Genomic DNA, 19,294 nt, shown 5'->3' with positions numbered 1-19,294 from the left:
CTCGGGGCCGGGGGCGGCCCCCCCCCCGGCCCCCGGGGCCGGGGCCGGCGGGGGGGGGGGGGGGGGCGGCCCCCCCCCCCGCGGGCCCCCCCCACGGCGACCCCAACAGCGTCTGGGCCGACTGACCGCCCCGCCGGGCCATGCCGGCGGAGCGCGGCGCCTTCAATCGCCCACGCGGGCCTTGTGCCAGGGCGCCAGCATCGCGTTGAGCAGGCTGGCCTGTTCATCGTCGCCGGTCAGCTCCCACATGAAGACACCGGCCAGCCCCTGTTCGCGGGCGAACTGCGCCCGCAGGCCGATCGAACGCGGGTCTTCATAGCTGATGAAGACGTTCTCCCGCGGGTTGTACAACCACGGGCTCTGCGCCTGCGGGTGCCAGTGCCTGGTCCAGCCCGGCTGATCGAGGTAACGCGCCTTGATCACCCGCCAGTCGCCGGCATCGGCCGGCGCACTGTAAGCCTGGTACAGGCCGTCGGCAGTCTCCCCGGTCACCTTGAAGCCGCGCCCGTAGAACGGCACGCCCAGCACCAGTTTGTCCGCCGGCACGCCATGTTCGCGGTAGTACCGCACCGCACCGGCCACGTTGTTCCAGCGCCGCAGTTCCGGCGCCAGCGGGTCGGCCGGCACTTCATGCAACGGCGCGTTGAAGGTCGACACGGCCGAGAAACCGGTACCCATGTCGTAGCTCATCAGGTTGATGAAATCGAGTATCCGGGCCAGCGCAGGCAGGTCATAGCTGGCGGCGGGATCATAGGGGCCATCGGTCTGCAGCCGGCCAGCGGCCAGCGCGGCGGTCAGCAGCATCGGCTGCCCTGCCCTGTGCCCGTACGTATCGAGCGCGGTACGGAACGCCTGCGCCAGGCGCGTCATGTTGGCCCGGTCCTGCGGACGATGCGCCAGTTCCTTCGGGCCGCCACTGACCGGGAACTCCCAGTCGATGTCCACGCCATCGAAGCTGCCTGCGTGCCGCTCGAAGAACAGCGTCATGCAGGAGTCGACCAGGCGCCTGCGGCTGGCTTCGGTCAGCGCGGCATCGGAGAACCCACCGGCGCCCCAGCCGCCGATCGAGATCAGCGTGCGCAGATGCGGATGCGCTTTTTTCAGGTCAGCCAGCTCGGCAACGTTCTTCGATGCGTCCGCACCGATCACGCATCGGCCGTCTTCGATGGTGGAGAACGCGTAGAACAGATGCGTCAGGCGCTCGGCTGGAATGCTCGAAACCGGATAGCGCCCGGCCGAGCCACCGGGGTAGTAGGCGCCGAAGATCGGCGACTGCGCCGGCGCAGCGTGCACTGCGCCGGGCACGGCAGCGGTGACGAGTACGGCAAGGACGGCCAGGGTCTGGCGGAACATGGGATCTCCCGGTTCGAAGGCGCAGCCACGGTAGCAAACCGATCACGCCCCGGCGCGGCTTCATCGAATGTCGTCCACTGGACAGGCACGGACGCCCGCAGGATGACATCGGCATGTCCCTGACGCCCCACGGCAGGACAGCGCGCTGCCGTCGCCGGTACTGACCCTTCAGAATTCTTCAGACACGCTTCCAGCACTTCAGCGAAGGACCGGGCTCAATCCAGTCTCCTTTCCGATGGAGCCCGACCATGCGTCCGTTGATGTCCTTCCTCCTTGTGCTGCTGGCATTCATACCCCACACCACCGGCGCCGCAACGCCTGCCTCCGTCCGCCTGCCCGCCCTGGAGCAGGCCATCGCCCGCGATGACCTCAAGCAGATCCGCAGCGTGCTGCTGCAGGTCGACGGCAACGTCGTCTACGAGGGCTACTTCAACGGCGCGGACGCGGGCACCCTGCACGATGTGCGCTCGGCCAGCAAAAGCGTGACCGCACTGCTGATCGGCGCCGCCATCGGCGAGGGGGCGCTGCCGGGCGTGCAGGCCCGGGTCTACGACTACTTCCCCGGATTCACCGCGCGCCACGTCGTCGACCCGCGCCTGCGCGCCATCACCCTGCAGGATCTGCTGACCATGAGCAGCCTGTGGGAATGCGACGACGAGAACCCGTTCTCGAGCGGCCACGAAGAGCGCATGTACGTGAGCGAGCGCTGGCTGGACTTTGCCCTGTCCCTGCCTGTGAAGGGCTTCGCGCCCTGGATGCAGCGACCGGAGGACAGCCCTCATGGCCGTTCCTTCGCGTACTGTACGGCCGACTCGTTCGTGCTCGGCGCCGTGCTCGAGAGGGCCACCGGCATGCCACTGTCGGACTATGCCGCCCGGGCACTGGAGCGTCCGCTGGGCATCACCGAGAGCCACTGGAACCGTTCACCGGAGGGCATCGGAATGGGAGGCGGCGGCACGCGCTACCGCAGCCGCGACCTGGCGCGGCTGGGGCAGCTGGTGCTGGATCAGGGGCGCGGCAATGGCCGGCAACTGGTTCCCCGCGATTTCATCGCTGCAATGATCCAGCCACAGGCCCGCACTGGCGATGGCAGCGAGTACGGCTACCAATGGTGGGGCCTGCAGCTGACGGTGCAGGGCAGGCAGCGGACCGTGTGGGCGATGTCCGGCAACGGCGGCAATTATGTCTTCCTGATTCCTGACAGGAATGCCGTGGCCGTAGTCACCAGCCAAGCCTACAACCGCAGCTTCGCCCATCCGCAGTCGCGGCGGATTCTCACTGAGTTCCTGCTTCCGGCACTGCGCTGAGACCGGACAGATCGGAGGGTCGCCATGCGGCGGCGAGGACCTGCGCGCGCTGCCTGGCGACATCCGCATCGATACGCGCCAGCAGCGGCTCCCACTCCGGCGCGCTGCGCAGCGGAGCATACAGCGGCGTGGCACGCAGCCATGCCGCATCGCGGAAGCCATCGTCCACCGCCTGGTGCAGCGCGGCCACGGCGGCCTTCGCATCACCCACCGACTGCAACAGCAGAGCCCGCTCGAGCGCAGCATCGGCCCAACCATCACCACTCCCCGCCGGCAGGCGCTGCAATCGCGCACGTGCCCATGCCGGATCGATGGCCGTCGATCCGTACAGGCCCGCCAGCGTCTCTCCCAACGATTGCTGCGGCCGCAGCCGGTGCGCCGTCGCGAACGCCTCGGCCGCCGCCGCGGTGTCACCGGCCAGCAATGCCAGTTCTCCCTGTAGGCGCAGCAGCTGGGGGTGTGGTGTGCCACGCGTCAATGCGATGGCCAGCTCCTCCCGGGCGCGCCCGGCGGCCCCGGCAACGTACAGGCTGCGCGGCCACGCGATGTTGGCGAACACGTTGTCCGGGTAAAGCTGGAAGTTGCGCGCATGGCGCTGCGCTGCCGCCTGGGTGAAACCGAGCAGTTCCATTTCGCGCGCCACCTGCACATCACGGAAGCGGATGCGTTCGGGTGCTTTGAGTGCGAGGTTGGCGCGCAGCGCCAGCGACAGGCGGCCCTGCTCCTGCTGCAGATAGGCCAGCGATGCGCGGGTGCGCTCGTCCGCAGGATCGAGCTGGATCGCGCGCGCGTAGTCGGCTACCGCATCGTCCATCCGCCCAAGGCAATCATGCGCATACCCGCGCAGGGCGTACGTAGCACCGTCATGCGGCGCCCGTGCACGTTCGGAGTTGGCCAGCGCCAGCGCTTCGCGCATCTGCTGCGGAGAACCGTTGAACAGGCATCCCTGCGCCGACAATGCACGTGCCAGCCCACGCCGGGCCGCGCTGGATTCTGGATCGACCTGGAGTGCCTGGCGGTAGAGGGCGATCGCGCGTTCGTTGTTGCTCGCCTGGCCGATGCCGGCGTAATAGTCCGCGCGCTGCAGCAGGGACGTGACTGCGGCGGGCGGAGCCTGGTCCGGCCACGCCAGCACCGCCACCGCCAACCCGCCCACCGCCACCAGCGCTGCAGCCCACCACCAGCGCCCTCGTGACGATCGGATCACCGGCGGCGGTGCCATCGGTATCGGTGCGGCGCACAGCTGATAGCCGCGCCCGCGCACCGAACGGATGTAGCGCGGCCGACGGCTGTCATCGCCGAGTGCCTGCCGCAGCAGTTTCACCCGCTGACTGACCGCATCCTCACCAACCACCGCAGGTGCCCAGACCTGGGCCGCCAACGTGTCGAAATCCACCACACGGGTGCCGTGTGCAAGCAGCACGTCGAACAGGGTCCAGCTCAGGCCACTGATGGGCAGGGCCTCACCGGCCCGGCTCACGCGCTGCGCCGGGCGGTCGATGTCCAGGTCGAGCAGGCGCAGGAGGTCCATGACAACAGCATAGCGGCAAGCCCGCTCAGGATGCCGGACAAAGAAAAAGCGGGCCGAAGCCCGCTTTCTCATTCCAGCGATGTCAGCGGCGGTGCTCAACCCGGGTTGACACCTGCCGTGATCGACCGTGGGTCGATCATTCGGCGCTGGCGCCCTCGCCTTCTTCCACGGCCTTCATCGACAGGCGGATACGGCCCTGCTTGTCGACTTCCAGCACCTTGACCTTGACCACATCGCCTTCCTTCAGCTTGTCGCCGACCTTCTCGACGCGCTCGCTGGAGATCTGCGAGACGTGGACCAGGCCGTCCTTGCCCGGCAGGATGGTGACGAACGCGCCGAAGTCCATGATCTTGGCGACCTTGCCTTCGTAGATGCGGCCCGGCTCGACGTCCGAGGTGATCTGCTCGATGCGGGCCTTGGCGGCCTGGGCAGCGATCGCGTTGACCGAGGCAATGACGATGGTGCCGTCATCCTGGATGTCGATCTGGGTGCCGGTTTCCTTGGTGATGGCCTGGATGGTCGAGCCACCCTTGCCGATCACTTCGCGGATCTTGTCCGGGTGGATCTTGATGGTCAGCAGGCGCGGCGCGTAGTCGGACAGTTCCGAACGCGGAGCGGTCAGGCCGTGGGCCATTTCGCCCAGGATGTGCAGACGGCCAGCCTTGGCCTGCTGCAGCGCCTGCTTCATGATCTCTTCGGTGATGCCTTCGATCTTGATGTCCATCTGCAGGGCAGAGATGCCCTCAGCGGTACCGGCCACCTTGAAGTCCATGTCGCCCAGGTGATCTTCGTCACCCAGGATGTCGGACAGGACGACGAAGCGGTCGCCTTCCTTGACCAGACCCATGGCGATACCCGCCACCGGGGCCTTCACCGGCACGCCGGCGTCCATCAGGGCCAGCGACGAACCGCAGACCGAGGCCATCGACGAGGAACCGTTCGACTCGGTGATTTCCGAGACGACGCGGATGGTGTACGGGAAGGCTTCCAGCGACGGCATGACAGCCAGCACGCCGCGCTTGGCCAGGCGACCGTGGCCGATCTCGCGGCGCTTCGGACCCATCATGCGGCCGCACTCACCCACCGAGAACGGAGGGAAGTTGTAGTGGAACAGGAAGTTTTCCTTGTACTCACCGGCAACGGCATCGATGACCTGACCGTCGCGGGCGGTGCCCAGGGTGATGGTCACGATGGCCTGGGTTTCGCCGCGGGTGAACAGCGAGGAGCCGTGGGTACGCGGCAGCACGCCGGTCTTCACGGAGATCGGGCGGACGGTATCCAGCGCACGGCCGTCGATGCGGACCTTGGTGTCCAGCACCGAGTCGCGCATGGTGCGGTATTCCAGTTCGCCGAATTCCTTCGACAGCTCGGCCGGGTTCCAGCCTTCGGCAGCCACGCGGCCGGCCAGGGCTTCGACCACGTCCTTCTTGATCGCCGAGATGGCATCGCGACGCTGCAGCTTGTCACGCACCTGGAAGGCTTCGCCCAGGCGCGGGCCGATGGCTTCCTTCAGGGCGGCGATCAGCGCTTCGTTCTTGGCCGGGGCTTCCCAGGTCGACGGCTTGGTGCCGGCTTCGACGGTCAGCTCGTTGATCGCGTTGATGACCTTCTGCATTTCGCGGTGACCGAAGGTCACGGCGCCCAGCATCACTTCTTCCGACAGCAGCGCGGCTTCGGATTCGACCATCAGCACGGCGTTGGAGGTACCGGCAACGACCAGTTCCAGCTGCGAGTCAGCCAGTTCACTGACGGTCGGGTTCAGGATGTACTCGCCGTTCTTGTAACCGACCTTGGCAGCGCCGATCGGACCCATGAACGGGGTGCCGGCCAGAGCCAGGGCCGCCGAAGCACCGATCAGGGCCGGAATGTCACCGTCCACGTCCGGGTTCAGCGACATCACCGTGGCGATGATCTGCACTTCGTTCTTGTAGTCTTCCGGGAACAGCGGACGGATCGGACGGTCGATCAGACGCGAGATCAGGGTCTCCTTCTCGGTCGCACGGCCTTCGCGCTTGAAGAAACCACCCGGAATGCGGCCGCCGGCGTAGAACTTCTCCTGATAGTCGACGGTCAGCGGGAAGAAGTCCTGGCCTTCGCGCGCGCTCTTGGCGGCGACGGCGGTGACCAGCAGTACGGTGTCGTCCATCTTGACGATGACGGCGCCGCTGGCCTGACGGGCGACTTCGCCGGTCTCAAGCGTGACGGTGTGCTTGCCGTACTGGAAGGTTTTGGTGATTTTTGCCACGGAGGGTGTCCTTGGGGATGCTGTCTGCGAATTTGGACCGTCGGCGACCCTTGCCGCCAGCGGGTGACCGGATCGTTCCGGCCTGAATCGGGGATTGCGGTACTACAAAACAAAACCGCGGCGCATCGCTGCGCCGCGGGGGATTCGTTGCTTAGCGACGCAGGCCAAGCTTCTCGATCAGGGCCTTGTAACGCTCGACGTCCTTCTTCTTCAGGTAGTCGAGCAGGCTGCGACGGCGGTTGACCATCTGCAGCAGGCCGCGGCGGCTGTGGTGATCCTTCTTGTGGGTCTTGAAGTGGCCGGTCAGCAGTTCGATGCGGGCGGTCAGCAGGGCCACCTGGACTTCCGGGGAGCCGGTGTCGGCGGCGCTGCGCTTGTTGTCTTCAATGACCTTCTGGGTGTCGATCGACATGTCTTTTTCTCAGTGATGCGTGGCCGGCAGGAACGCGCTTCGCGCACCGCCAGGCTCGCCGTGGACTACAGGGATGAAACCTGCGCGGGGCAGGCTGCCAGAAAATGGCCGCGAAATTGTAACGGCCAGGGGCTCCGGGGACAAGGACCGGGGCTGAACCGCCCCGCCCTGCTCAGAGGTTGAAGCGGCGCTGCGGGGCCAGCAGGCCACTGTCATCGACCTGACCGAGGCCCTGGACAGCCGCGTCCGGACCGAACACCGCCACCAGACCGCGCGGCCAGCCGGCATCGCGCAACCGCTGTCCCATGCAGAACCGTTGCGTCTGGCCGGCGTCCAGCTCGACCCGCGGATACCCGGCCAGACCGTCGGCCAGCGGCAGCAGCAGCGCATCCATGGCCGCCAGGTCACCCGTTTCGACCATGGCCCGCAGCTGGTCCAGGGTGACCATCGCCGGCTCGCGGAACGGCTCCACCCACAGCCGGCGCAGGGCGCTGATGTGCGCACCACAGCCCAGCGCCTCGCCGAGATCACGCGCCAGGCTGCGGATGTAGGTACCCGAGCCACAGGTGACGCGCAGGCGCAGCCGCTCGGGCTGCTGTTCCAGGACCTCGATGGCATGCACCTGGACCTGCCGCTCCGGCGCCTCGATGGCGTCGCCGCGGCGGGCCTTCACGTACAGCGGCTCGCCTCCCTGCTTCAGCGCTGAATAGATCGGGGCCCGCTGGCGGATGCTGCCGGTCAGCGGTGCCAGCGCGGCCTGCAGGACGTCAGCAGTGATCTGCGGCACCGGGCGCTGCAGCAGCACCTCGCCTTCGGCGTCATCGGTGTCGGTGGTCTGGCCGAGCACGATCTCGGCGTCATAGGCCTTGGCCGAGCCCAGCAGCAGGCCGGCGATCTTGGTCGCCTCGCCGAAGCACAACGGCAGCAGGCCGGTGGCCAGCGGGTCGAGACTGCCGGTATGCCCGCCCTTCTCGGCACGGAACAGGCGGCGCGCCACCTGCAGGGCAGCGTTGGAGCTCATGCCGGTCGACTTGTCGAGCAGCAGGATGCCGTCCAGGCGGCGGAACTGAATTCGGGTCATGACAGATACGGGTGTAGCGCCGGACCATGCCCGGCAAGCGCGCGGCGCGGCCTGCATCAGACATCGCGCAGCCGGAATGCAGCAACGCCGGGCATGCCCGGCGTCGCGCGGTTATTCTTCGTCGCTTTCGCGGCGCTTCTCGGCAGCCACGGTGTCGGGCAGATCGCGCAGGATGTTGTCGATGTGCTCGCCCCGATCAACCGAGTCGTCGTAATGGAAATGCAGCTCCGGCACGTGACGCAGCTTCATCGCCCGGGCCAGGTCCATGCGCAGGCGATAGCCCAGTTCCTTCAGGCCGGCCACCGCTTCGGCCGAACGTTCCGGCATCAGCGCGGTGACGAAGACCTTGGCATGGGCCATGTCGCGGGTGATTTCCACGTCGGACACGCTCACCGAGGGCAACCCGTGCTCGCGCACGGCGTTGTGCACCAGGGTGCCGAGTTCACGGCGCAGCTGGGCGGAGACACGGTCGGTTCGATGGAAAGTCTTGGGCACGCGGTCGGGCTCTTGAATTGAATGTGACCCGACCAAGGTCGGGCCCTACCGGGAGAGACGGCCCGACCGGGGTCGGGCGCCACCAGGGGTGGACCCGCCCGCGAGGGCCGGTCCGTTGCAGCATTACAGGGTACGCGGCACTTCGATGCGCTCGAAGCACTCGATCTGGTCGCCCGGCTTGACGTCGTTGTAAGCCTTCACGCCGATACCGCATTCGGTACCGTTGCGGACTTCCTCGACGTTTTCCTTGAAGCGACGCAGCGATTCCAGCTCGCCTTCGAACACCACCACGCTGTCGCGCAGGACGCGGATCGGCTTGCTGCGCTTGACCACGCCTTCGATGACCATGCAGCCGGCGACGGCGCCCAGCTTGGAGCTGCGGAAGACATCGCGGACCTCGGCGATACCGATGATCTCTTCGCGGATCTCCACGCCCAGCAGACCGGAGGCCACCTGCTTCACCTGATCGATCACGTCATAGATGATCGAGAAGTAACGCAGGTCCACGCCGTTGGATTCGATGATGCGACGGGCCGAAGCATCCGCACGCACGTTGAAGCCGATGACGGTGGCCTTGGAGGCGGCAGCCGAATTGGCGTCCGACTCGGTGATGCCGCCCACGCCGGAGTGGATCACGTTGATGCGGATGTCGTCGTTGGACAGCGCGACCAGGGCCTGGCTCAGCGCCTGCACCGAACCCTGCACGTCGGCCTTGATGACCAGGTTGAGGACCTGCTGGCCCTCACCCTTGCCCAGGGTCGCCATGATGTCTTCCATCCGGCTGCCCGCCGTGGCGACCAGGCGCGACTCGCGGCGCTTGGTCTCACGCTGCTGGGCAACGTCCTTGGCCAGACGCTCGTCCTCGACCACCACGAAGTCGTCACCGGCCTCCGGCACGCCGGACAGGCCCAGGACCTGCACCGGGATGGACGGGCCGGCGAACTCCGGCTGCTTGCCGGTTTCGTCGAACAGCGCTCGCACGCGGCCGTACTGGATGCCGCACACCAGGTAATCGCCCTTCTTCAGGCGGCCCTGCTGCACGAGCACGGTGGCGACCGGGCCGCGGCCCTTGTCCAGCGACGATTCAATCACCACGCCGGACGCGCGGCCTTCATCGACAGCCTTCAGCTCCAGCAGTTCGGCCTGGATCGAGATGGCGTCCAGCAGGTCGTCGATGCCCAGGCCGGTCTTGGCCGAGATCTCCACCATCTGGGTGTCGCCACCGAAGTCTTCGGCCACGACCTGCTCGGTCAGCAGTTCGTTCTTGACCCGCATCGGATCGGCGTCGGACTTGTCGATCTTGTTGATTGCCACGATCAGCGGCACGCCGGCGGAACGGGCATGCTGGATCGCTTCCTTGGTCTGCGGCATCACGCCGTCATCGGCAGCGACCACCAGCACCACGATATCGGTCAGCTTGGCACCGCGGGCACGCATCGAAGTGAAGGCTGCGTGGCCCGGGGTATCCAGGAAGCTGATCACGCCCTTCGGCGTATCCACGTGGTACGCACCGATATGCTGGGTGATGCCGCCGGCTTCGCCGGTGGCGACCTTGGTGCGGCGGATGTAATCCAGCAGCGAGGTCTTGCCGTGGTCGACGTGGCCCATGATGGTGACCACCGGCGGGCGCTGCACGGCTTCGCCCTGGTTTTCACCGGTCGATGCCAGCAGTGCGTCTTCGGCGTCGTTGTCGTTGGCACGGATCGCCTTGTGGCCGAGTTCCTCGGTCACCAGCGCCGCCGTGTCGTGGTCGATGGACTGGGTGATGGTGGCCATCACGCCCATCTTGAACAGCGCCTTGACCACCTCGCCGCCCTTCAGCGCGAGCTTCTGCGCCAGGTCGGCCACGGTGATCGTATCGCCGATCGCCACTTCACGCACGACCGGGGCGGTCGGACGTTCGAAGGCATGCGGACCGGCGTTGCTGCCACCGCGCGACATGTCGCGACGGCCGCCGGCCTGGTTCCGGCCGCCCGGACGACCACGGGTCGTGCTGTTGCTGTTGCCACGACGTGCACGGTCGGCGGCCGACAGGTGCATCTGGCCGGAGAAACGATCGCCCGGGCCACGCTCGTTGCGCGGCGCGCTGCGGTTGTTGCGGTCCTCGCTGCGTGGCGGAGCGCCACGCGGGGCAGCCGGGGCTGCGGCCGGGGTACGCGGCGGACGCGGTGCGGTTTCGTCGATCGGAGCGCGCGTCTTCGGCTGGCTGGCGGCCAGCGCCTCGGCGGCCTTGGCGGCAACCGCTGCTTCCTCTGCAGCCTTCTTCTCGGCTTCGGCACGCTCCTTGGCGGCAATCTCTTCCTCGCGTGCACGGACGATGGCCTCGTCGCGCAGACGGTCCTTCTCGGCCAATGCCTGCTGTTCGGCGAGGTTGCGGGCGCGCGACTCTTCCAGCTTGCGCAGGATGTCGGCGCGCTCTTCGTCCGGAGTCATCGCACGACCACCATCGGACTTGACGTAGGTACGCTTCTGGCGCACCTCGACATTCACGGTCGTCTTGCTGCGACCGGAATTGACCGTCACTTCCTGCTGTTTACGGCGGTTGAGGGTGATCTTCTTTGCAGACTGATCGGTCTCTTCCGGCGCCTGCTCGGGCTTGCCGTGCGAACGACGAAGGAAGCCCAGGAGCTTCACCTTCTCGGTGCTGGTCACGACCTGGTCGGGACCGCTGAACTTCATGCCGGCACCGGCCAGCTGTTCAAGCAGTTTTTCGACCGGTGTGTTGACCAGTTCGGCAAGCTTGCGGATGGTGGTTTGCTGCGACATTCGGATCCTATGATCTTGTGGGCGCCCCCCCGCATCTGGAGGTGGCGCGGATTCTACGCCCTGAGCGGCTCAGGGCCCTGTTCATTGCCGGCTCATTCGCCGCGTTCCAGTCGGGCGATCTCCTCGGCACGCGCGGCCAGGATCAGCGCGGCGGCGCGCTCCTGGTCCAGCCCTTCGATGCCGAAGTCCACGACCTCGTCGGCGGCCAGGTCGGACAGATCCTCGCTGGTGCGCACGCCGTGGCCGGCCAGCGCATACGCGGTGGCTTCGTCCATGCCCTTCAGGGACAGCAGGTCCTGCGCCGGCTGGCCGTCTTCAAGGCCTTCCTCGACTGCCAGGGCCTCATTGAGCAGCGCATCGCGGGCACGAGCGCGCAGCTCTTCGACGATATCCTCGTCGAAACCTTCCACGGCCAGCAGTTCGCCGACCGGGACATAAGCGATTTCCTCGACGGTGCCGAAGCCTTCGCTGACCAGGATGCCGGCGATCTCCTCGTCCACTTCCAGCTTGTCCATGAACAGCTGGCGGGCCGAAGCCTGCTCGGCCTCCGACTTGGCGGTGACCTGGTCCTGGGTCATCACGTTGAGCTGCCAGCCGGTCAGGCGGCTGGCCAGGCGCACGTTCTGGCCACCCTTGCCGATCGCCTGGGCCAGGCGGTCCTCGGCAACGGCCAGATCCATCGAGTGCTTGTCCTCATCGACGATGATCGACTGCACCTCGGCCGGCGCCATCGCATTGATGACGAAGTTGGCCGGGTTGTCGTTCCACAGCACGATATCCACGCGCTCGCCATTGAGCTCGTTGGACACCGCCTGCACGCGCGAACCGCGCATGCCGATGCAGGCACCGATCGGATCGGTGCGCTGGTCGTGGGCCAGCACGGCGATCTTGGCGCGGTCGCCCGGATCGCGGGCACAGGCCTTGATTTCCACCAGGCCCTGACCGACTTCCGGCACTTCCAGCTTGAACAGCTCGATCATGAACTCCGGCGCGGCGCGGCTGATGAACAGCTGCGGGCCACGCGGCTCCGAGCGCACTTCGGCCAGGTAGCCGCGGACGCGGTCACCGGCGCGCAGCACGTCGCGCGGAATGCCCTTGTCCTTCGGGATGAAGCCTTCGGCGTTGCCGCCGAGGTCGACGTAGATGTTGCCACGCTCGGCACGCTTGACCACACCGGTGATCAGCTCGCCGACGCGGTCCTTCCATGCGTCCACAACCTGCTGGCGCTCGGCTTCGCGAACGCGCTGCACGATCACCTGCTTGGCGGCCTGGGCGGCGATGCGGCCGAAGTCCGGGTTCTCGATCTGCTCTTCGATGTAATCGCCGACGTCCACGCCCTCGGCTTCATCGATGGCGTCCATCAGGCGGATCTGGCGGTCGGGCGACTCCATGACCACGTCATCAGCCACCACTTCCCAGCGACGGAAGGTTTCGTAGCTGCCATCCTTGTGGTCGATGACCACGCGGGTCAGCACTTCCTCGTCGGGATAGCGCTTCTTCGCTGCCGAGGCCAGGGCGGCCTCGATGGCATCGAAGATCACTTCACGCGGCACGCCCTTCTCGTTGGCGACCGCGTCGACTACCAGCAACAGTTCCTTGCTCATTGGCTCACTCCGCGCGCGGCTTCTTTGCCGCCGGCTCGTTGGAAGAAGAATTCTTGTTCGGCTTCGGACGCTTCGGTGCCGGACCGGTCGGCTTGCTCGGGGCCAGCCCCAGCGCCACCCAGTCGGGCAGGATCCGTGCCTTGTCGATGTTGTCCGCCGACACGACCACTTCGGCCTTGTCGACGATGAAGGTGATGGTGCCCGCAGCCTCGTCGGTCGCTTCGATACGGCCCTGCAGGCGACGTCGGTTGTCCTGCGGCAGCTTCAGGGTGACCTTGGCCGACTCCCCCAGGTGGCGAGTGAACTGCTCCAGGTTGAACAGCGGACGATCGACGCCCGGCGAGGACACTTCCAGCGTGTAGTTGCCGCTGATCGGGTCTTCGACGTCCAGCTGCGCCGACACTTCGCGGCTGACCCGCTCGCAGTCGTCGACATTGATGATGCGCTCGGGCTGTTCAGCCAGCGGCACGTCGATGTAAAGGCGCAGGGTCGCACCGCCGGGGGCCGGCAGATACTCAACGCCCAGCAGCTCCAGGCCCAGCGACACAACGGTCGGGGCGAGCAGATTCGCGATGTCGGTTGCCTTGTCGCTCACAGCCTGCCTTGATCTCTTGGTTGGGTGCCGGCCACGGCCGGCATGAACATGACGCCCCGGAAACGACAAAGGGCCCGCAGGGCCCCTTTTTCCGGAAAGACTCCGGTGACTGGATTCCGGTTGCAGCACGCCGCGAAGGCATGTTGCGAGCCCTCCTTCCGGGTGAGGTCTCCCCAGGGGAGCGCCGCCTTCAGGGGTACTGCTTAGGCCGATGATGATAGCGGCTGCACCGCGCTGGTGCAAGGCAGGGACCCGGGTCAGATCCCTTTTCCACGGAAAAAGGGATCTGACCCCGAACACGTGGAAAGCACACAGACCTCAAAGAAAAACGCCTTCGAAGCAGGACTTCGAAGGCGATCTCTTTACTTGGTAGCGGGGGCAGGATTTGAACCTGCGACCTTCGGGTTATGAGCCCGACGAGCTGCCAGACTGCTCCACCCCGCATCAGAAGCGGAATCATGAGGCATAACTGCAATAAATGCAAGCTTTCCCTCATTCATCAAGCCGGATGGCGCCGGCCTGATGTTGGTAGCGGGGGCAGGATTTGAACCTGCGACCTTCGGGTTATGAGCCCGACGAGCTGCCAGACTGCTCCACCCCGCACCGGAAGTGTTTGAGCTGCTGCCCCACCCTGACGAGGGGGATGTCGCAACGATGTTCTGGCTGAACCGCTGCAGTGACAACTCAGGCTGCGCATATTACACGAATCGCGCAGCTTTGTGTCAACTTTTATGCAAGATGCGCAAAAGCCTGCTGGCACCAGACCATGATCGGGTTCCAGGCCAGGCCCAGGGCCAGCAGCGCCAGCGCGTTCACGCCCAGCACCAGGCCCAGCACGCGATCGTTGCCGCGCGGAATGGCCTCGCCCACCGGCTCATCGAAGTACATGACCTTGATGACCCGCAGGTAGTAGAAGCAGCCGACCACTGCGCACAGCACGCCGAGGATCGCCAGCCACAGCAGGCCGCCGTTGACGGCCGCACCCAGCACCGCCAGCTTGGTCCAGAAGCCGAGGAACGGCGGAATGCCCGCCAGCGACGCCATGATGCACAGCACCAGGCCGGCCATCCACGGGTTGCGGGCGTTCAGGCCCTTGAAGTCCTCGATGTTCTCGGCCTCGAAGCCGGCACGCGACAGCGCGATGATCGCGCCGAAGGCGGCGGTGGACATGATGGCGTAGGCCAGCGCATAGAACAGCGCGGCAGCGTAGCCCTGCGAGCCACCACCGGCGATGCCCATCAGCAGGAAGCCGATGTGCGAGACGGTGGAGAACGCCAGCATGCGCTTGAGATTGCTCTGCGCGATCGCCATCAGGTTGCCGATCACCAGCGATACGGCGGCCAGGCCGGCGATCAGCAGCTGCAGCTCGGTCGACAGCGGACCCACGCCCATTTCCAGCAGGCGGTAGGCCATGCCGAACGCAGCCAGCTTCGGTGCCGAGCTGATGAACAGCGCGATCGGCGCCGGCGCACCCTGGTAGACGTCCGGCAGCCACATGTGGAACGGTGCCGCACCCAGCTTGAAGGCCACGCCCGCGATCATGAACACCGCGCCGGTGATCAGCAGCACGCGCTCTTCGGAATGCGGGATGGCATCGCGGATCACGTCCAGGTGCAGGCTGCCGGTGGCGCCGTAGATCAGCGACATGCCATACAGCAGCAGGCCGGAGGCAAGCGAACCGAGCACGATGTACTTCATCGCCGCTTCCGAGGCCAGGCCGCTGTCGCGGTTGCTGGCCACCAGCGCATACGAGCACAGCGCCAGCAGTTCCAGGCCCAGGTAGACCATCAGCAGGCTGCCGGCCGAGACCAGGATCATCATGCCGGCCGTGCCGAACAGGATCAGCACCGGGATCTCGCCCTGGAACAGGTTGCGGTCGCGCAGGTAGCGCCAGCCGTACACAAGGGTCAGGCCGCTGAGCAGCACGATCCCGGTCTTCATCACGTCCGCGGCGGTATCGCGCACGAACATGCCATGGAAGACCTCTCCCTGCCCGCCCACGCCGGTCGCCAGCATGAACAGCACGACGGCCAGTGCAGCAACCGAGAACAGGTGGGTGACGATCTTGTTCCGCTCGCTGACGAACAGGTCGAGGATCATCAGGGCGAAGGCGCTGCCGATCAGCACCAGCTCGGGGGCGAGCGGAGGCAGGTCAGCAGCGGTCAATGGCAGCAGCGGCGAGGTGGTCATCATCAAATCCTGGAATTACAGCAGCTTGCTGGATGCGATCTGCATCGCCAGCTTCGCGATCGAGGGCTCCATCAGGTCGGTCAGCGGCTTGGGGTAGATGCCCAGGGCAAGCACGCCGATGGCGAACACGCCCAGCACCAGCCATTCGCGGCCGTTGATGTCCTTCAGTTCGGCGACATGGCTGTTGGCCACTTCGCCGAAGAAGATGCGCTTGTACAGCCACAGGGTATAGGCCGCACCGATGATCAGGGTGGTGGCCGCGCCCAGGGCGATCCACGGGTTACGCTGGAAGGCGGACAGGATGACCATGAACTCGCCGACGAAACCGCTGGTGCCCGGCAGGCCCGCATTGGCCATGAAGAACAGCATGGCGAAGGTGGCGAACCAGGGCATCACATTGACCACGCCGCCGTAATCGGCGATGCGGCGGCTGTGCATGCGGTCGTACAGCACGCCGACGCAGGAGAACATCGCACCCGACACGAAGCCGTGCGAGATCATCTGCACCATCGCGCCCTGCAGGCCCAGGCGCGCCGCATCGACGTTGCCGGCTTCACGCACCAGCCACAGGGCAATGAAGGTACCCAGGGTGACGAAACCCATGTGCGCGATCGACGAGTACGCGATCAGCTTCTTCATGTCGTCCTGGACCAGGGCGACCAGGCCAACGTAAATCACCGCGATCAGCGACAGCGCGATCACCAGCCAGGCCCACTCCAGCGAAGCATCCGGCACGATCGGCAGGTTGAAGCGCAGGAAGCCGTAACCACCGATCTTCAGCGCGATGGCGGCCAGGATCACCGAACCGGCGGTCGGCGCTTCCACGTGCGCATCCGGCAGCCAGGTGTGCACCGGGAACATCGGCACCTTGACCGCGAAGGCGATCAGGAAGGCGAAGAAGATCCAGGTCTGCTCCTTGGCCGTCAGCGGCAGCGCGTACAGATCGGCCAGCTGGAAGCTGCCGCCCTTCATGTACAGGTAGATCAGCGCCACCAGCATCAGCACGGAGCCGAGGAAGGTGTAGAGGAAGAACTTCAGTGCGGCGTAGATGCGACGCGGGCCACCCCAGACACCGATGATGAGGAACATCGGGATCAGCATCGCTTCGAAGAACACGTAGAACAGCATCGCGTCCGTCGCGGCGAAGATGCCGACGGTGACGCCTTCCAGGATCAGGAAGGCCGCCACGTACTGGTTGACGCGCTTGTCGATCGCGCTCCAGGCACCGATCAAGGCAAGCACGCTGACCAGGGTGGTCAGCAGGATCAGCGCCACGGCGATGCCGTCCACGCCCAGGTTGTAGCCGATCTTGTACGCCGGGATCCACGCATGGGTCTCGACGAACTGCAGGCCATCGATGCCCGGGTTGTAGCCGCCCAGCAGCGAGAGACTCGCCACGAAGGTCAGCACCGCCACGCCCAGCGACGCCCAGCGGGCGGTCTGCGCATCACGGATCGCAAGGATCAGGGCACCACCGATGATCGGCAGCCAGATGAGGACACTGAGTAGAGGCCAGTTCGACACGTCTTCTTATTCCGTACAGGTCATCAACGCAGGTAATGCATCAGCACGCCCAGCAGGGCAATCAGGCCGATGATCATCGCGAAGGCGTAGTGATAGAGGAAACCGGATTGGGTACGACGCAGCACGCCGGCTGCGACGTCCACAACACGTGCCGAGAGATTGACCACGCCGTCGACGATGTTGCTGTCGATCCAGCGCGAGACCCTGCCGAGCTTGACGCTGCCACCGGCAAAGCCATCGATCCACAGCTTGTCGAAGCCGTACTTGTTTTCCAGCACCGACACCACCGGGGCGAAGGCCTTGCGTGCCTTGCCCGACAGGTCCGGCTTCCACAGGTAGAACAAAGCGGCCAGCAGGAAGCCCGCCAGGGTCAGCCAGAACGGCGGCAGCATCATGCCGTGCAGCGCGAACGCCACCGGGCCATGGAACTCCTCGCCGAGGAAGGCCACGGTGTTCTTGGCCGGATCGTAGAAGTCGACGATGCCGGTGAAGAACGTGGTCGCCTGGCCCTTGATCGCCTCATGGGCGTGGTGGCCGGCCCAGTCGGTGCCGTGCAGCATCGGACCGATGCTGAAGAAGCCGATGGCGATCGACGGGATGGCCAGCAGGATCAGCGGCAGGGTCACCACCCACGGGGTCTCGTGCGGCTCGTGCGCGCCGTGGCCATGACCGTGGTCGTCATGGTGGGCGTCGGCATGGTGCGCATCAGCGGCATGGTGATCGTCATGGCCGTGGCCATGATCGTCATGCGCGTCGCGGAAGCGCTCCTTGCCATGGAAGGTCATGAACAGCAGGCGGAAGCTGTAGAAGCTGGTCACCAGCACGCCGCCCAGCACCGCCCAGTAGCCATAGGTGGCCACCCAGCTGCCCTGGATATGCGCATGGATCTCGGCGGCCTCGATGATGGTGTCCTTCGAGTAGAAGCCGGAGAAGAACGGCGTACCGACCAGGGCCAGGGTACCGATCCACATGGTGATGAAGGTGATCGGCATGTACCTGCGCAGGCCGCCCATCTTGCGCATGTCCTGCTCGTGGTGCATGGCGATGATGACCGAACCGGCGCCGAGGAACAGCAGCGCCTTGAAGAAGGCGTGGGTCATCAGGTGGAACACGGCAGCCGAATAGGCCGAAACACCCAGCGCCACGGTCATGTAGCCCAGCTGCGACAGCGTCGAGTACGCGACCACGCGCTTGATGTCGTTCTGCACGATACCGATCAGGCCGGTGAAGAAGGCCGTGGTGGCACCGATGAACAGGATGAAGTCCAGCGCGGTCTGCGACAGCTCGAACAGCGGCGACATGCGGGTGACCATGAAGATACCGGCGGTCACCATGGTCGCGGCGTGGATCAGCGCCGAGATCGGCGTCGGGCCTTCCATCGAATCCGGCAGCCACACGTGCAGCGGGACCTGGGCCGACTTGCCCATGGCGCCGATGAACAGGCAGATGCAGATCAGCGTGGCGATCGACCAGATCACCGGCTCGTTCAGCAGCTGCATCCCGAACAGGGTGCCGTCCCAGATCTGCAGCTGGGCGCGCGGGTCGGCCAGCATGCTGGCCTGCGAGAACACCTCGGAGTAGTCCAGGGTGCCGAACACCCACAGCACGCCGGCGATGCCCAGCAGGAAGCCGAAGTCACCGACGCGGTTGACCAGGAACGCCTTCATGTTGGCGAAGATCGCGGTCGGGCGCTTGAACCAGAAGCCGATCAGCAGGTACGACACCAGGCCCACCGCTTCCCAGCCGAAGAACAGCTGCAGGAAGTTGTTGCTCATCACCAGGGTGAGCATCGAGAAGGTGAACAGCGAGATGTAGCTGAAGAAGCGCTGGTAGCCCGGATCGTCCTGCATGTAGCCGATCGTGTAGATGTGGACCAGCAGCGACACGAAGGTCACCACCACCATCATCATCGCGGTCAGCTTGTCGACCATGAAACCGACGTGGGCCGAGTACTGGCCGACTTCGAAGAAGGTGTAGACGTTCTGGTTGAACGGCTGCGCCCCGCCCCACAGCAGCTGGTAGAGCGTGTACATCGACAGGCCGCACGCAACCGCAACGCCGAGGATGGTGATGGTCTGCGCGCCGAAGCGCTTGACCTGGCGACCGAACAGGCCGGCGATGATGCTGCCGAACAGCGGTGCAAGCACCACTGCGATCAACAGACTCTTGGAGAGAGTGATTTCCATCTGTG

13 protein-coding genes and 2 tRNA genes are annotated in these 19,294 nt (G+C 65.8%); 1 reads left to right on the top strand and 14 read right to left on the bottom strand.

What is annotated here, in order from left to right; translation table 11 throughout:
* Positions 1–162: 162 nt before the first annotated feature.
* Positions 163–1,353 carry a glycosyl hydrolase family 18 protein gene (locus tag ACVOME_RS15425; RefSeq protein WP_279942248.1) on the bottom strand — a complete coding sequence of 397 codons (1,191 nt, stop codon included), beginning with the start codon at positions 1,351–1,353 and terminating at the stop codon, positions 163–165.
* Between the two features lie 260 nt (positions 1,354–1,613).
* Here ACVOME_RS15425 and ACVOME_RS15420 point away from each other — a divergent pair, with 260 nt between their 5' ends.
* Positions 1,614–2,660, top strand: coding sequence for a serine hydrolase domain-containing protein (locus tag ACVOME_RS15420; protein ID WP_231108689.1), 1,047 nt, complete (start codon positions 1,614–1,616; stop codon positions 2,658–2,660).
* Here the strand turns inward: ACVOME_RS15420 and ACVOME_RS15415 are convergent.
* The 13 genes from ACVOME_RS15415 to nuoL all read right to left on the bottom strand — a co-directional run bounded on the left by ACVOME_RS15415 (position 2,629) and on the right by nuoL (position 19,289).
* Positions 2,629–4,191 (bottom strand): winged helix-turn-helix domain-containing protein, encoded by a 1,563-nt coding sequence (locus ACVOME_RS15415; RefSeq protein ID WP_180876060.1) that lies wholly within the window; start codon positions 4,189–4,191, stop codon positions 2,629–2,631. The two genes, ACVOME_RS15420 and ACVOME_RS15415, sit on opposite strands and share 32 nt — an antisense overlap.
* A 136-nt stretch (positions 4,192–4,327) precedes the next feature.
* Complete coding sequence (pnp, locus tag ACVOME_RS15410; RefSeq protein ID WP_053518678.1) at positions 4,328–6,436, bottom strand: polyribonucleotide nucleotidyltransferase; 2,109 nt, start codon at positions 6,434–6,436, stop codon at positions 4,328–4,330.
* 151 nt (positions 6,437–6,587) lie between these two features.
* The gene (gene rpsO / locus ACVOME_RS15405; RefSeq protein WP_005417886.1) at positions 6,588–6,848 is read right to left on the bottom strand and encodes a 30S ribosomal protein S15; all 261 of its coding nucleotides are present in this window, start codon (positions 6,846–6,848) and stop codon (positions 6,588–6,590) included.
* Positions 6,849–7,020: 172 nt separating this feature from the next.
* Positions 7,021–7,929 (bottom strand): tRNA pseudouridine(55) synthase TruB, encoded by a 909-nt coding sequence (gene truB, locus ACVOME_RS15400; RefSeq protein ID WP_065181858.1) that lies wholly within the window; start codon positions 7,927–7,929, stop codon positions 7,021–7,023.
* A 111-nt stretch (positions 7,930–8,040) separates the two neighbouring features.
* Positions 8,041–8,424: a 30S ribosome-binding factor RbfA gene (gene rbfA / locus ACVOME_RS15395; protein WP_053518676.1), complete on the bottom strand. Its 384-nt coding sequence runs from the start codon at positions 8,422–8,424 to the stop codon at positions 8,041–8,043.
* Between the two features lie 123 nt (positions 8,425–8,547).
* On the bottom strand, positions 8,548–11,190 hold the full coding sequence (gene infB, locus ACVOME_RS15390; protein WP_065181857.1) for a translation initiation factor IF-2: 2,643 nt from the start codon (positions 11,188–11,190) through the stop codon (positions 8,548–8,550).
* A gap of 92 nt (positions 11,191–11,282) precedes the next feature.
* Complete coding sequence (gene nusA, locus ACVOME_RS15385; RefSeq protein ID WP_053518673.1) at positions 11,283–12,794, bottom strand: transcription termination factor NusA; 1,512 nt, start codon at positions 12,792–12,794, stop codon at positions 11,283–11,285.
* Between the two features lie 4 nt (positions 12,795–12,798).
* Positions 12,799–13,389, bottom strand: a complete 591-nt coding sequence (gene rimP, locus ACVOME_RS15380) for a ribosome maturation factor RimP (RefSeq protein WP_053518672.1) — start codon at positions 13,387–13,389, stop codon at positions 12,799–12,801.
* 367 nt (positions 13,390–13,756) lie between these two features.
* Positions 13,757–13,833 (bottom strand) — tRNA-Met (locus ACVOME_RS15375).
* A gap of 82 nt (positions 13,834–13,915) precedes the next feature.
* Positions 13,916–13,992, bottom strand: a tRNA-Met gene (locus ACVOME_RS15370).
* A gap of 126 nt (positions 13,993–14,118) precedes the next feature.
* The gene (nuoN, locus tag ACVOME_RS15365; RefSeq protein ID WP_065181855.1) at positions 14,119–15,579 is read right to left on the bottom strand and encodes an NADH-quinone oxidoreductase subunit NuoN; all 1,461 of its coding nucleotides are present in this window, start codon (positions 15,577–15,579) and stop codon (positions 14,119–14,121) included.
* Between the two features lie 15 nt (positions 15,580–15,594).
* Positions 15,595–17,103, bottom strand: a complete 1,509-nt coding sequence (locus ACVOME_RS15360; RefSeq protein ID WP_053519919.1) for an NADH-quinone oxidoreductase subunit M — start codon at positions 17,101–17,103, stop codon at positions 15,595–15,597.
* A gap of 23 nt (positions 17,104–17,126) precedes the next feature.
* Positions 17,127–19,289, bottom strand: coding sequence for an NADH-quinone oxidoreductase subunit L (nuoL, locus tag ACVOME_RS15355; RefSeq protein ID WP_164150621.1), 2,163 nt, complete (start codon positions 19,287–19,289; stop codon positions 17,127–17,129).
* Positions 19,290–19,294: the final 5 nt, after the last annotated feature.

It is taken from the genome of Stenotrophomonas sp. STEN008 (assembly GCF_056760435.1).
The sequence above is the reverse complement of the archived record's forward strand: the minus strand, read 5'-3'. Positions and strand labels throughout refer to the sequence as shown.

Coding starts and splice junctions, on each gene's coding strand:
- ACVOME_RS15425 (WP_279942248.1), bottom strand. CDS start 1,353: ATGTTCCGCCAGACCCTGGCCGTCCTTGCCGTACTCGTCACCGCTGCC.
- ACVOME_RS15420 (WP_231108689.1), top strand. CDS start 1,614: ATGTCCTTCCTCCTTGTGCTGCTGGCATTCATACCCCACACCACCGGC.
- ACVOME_RS15415 (WP_180876060.1), bottom strand. CDS start 4,191: ATGGACCTCCTGCGCCTGCTCGACCTGGACATCGACCGCCCGGCGCAG.
- rpsO (WP_005417886.1), bottom strand. CDS start 6,848: ATGTCGATCGACACCCAGAAGGTCATTGAAGACAACAAGCGCAGCGCC.
- truB (WP_065181858.1), bottom strand. CDS start 7,929: ATGACCCGAATTCAGTTCCGCCGCCTGGACGGCATCCTGCTGCTCGAC.
- infB (WP_065181857.1), bottom strand. CDS start 11,190: ATGTCGCAGCAAACCACCATCCGCAAGCTTGCCGAACTGGTCAACACA.
- nusA (WP_053518673.1), bottom strand. CDS start 12,794: ATGAGCAAGGAACTGTTGCTGGTAGTCGACGCGGTCGCCAACGAGAAG.
- nuoN (WP_065181855.1), bottom strand. CDS start 15,579: ATGACCACCTCGCCGCTGCTGCCATTGACCGCTGCTGACCTGCCTCCG.
- nuoL (WP_164150621.1), bottom strand. CDS start 19,289: ATGGAAATCACTCTCTCCAAGAGTCTGTTGATCGCAGTGGTGCTTGCA.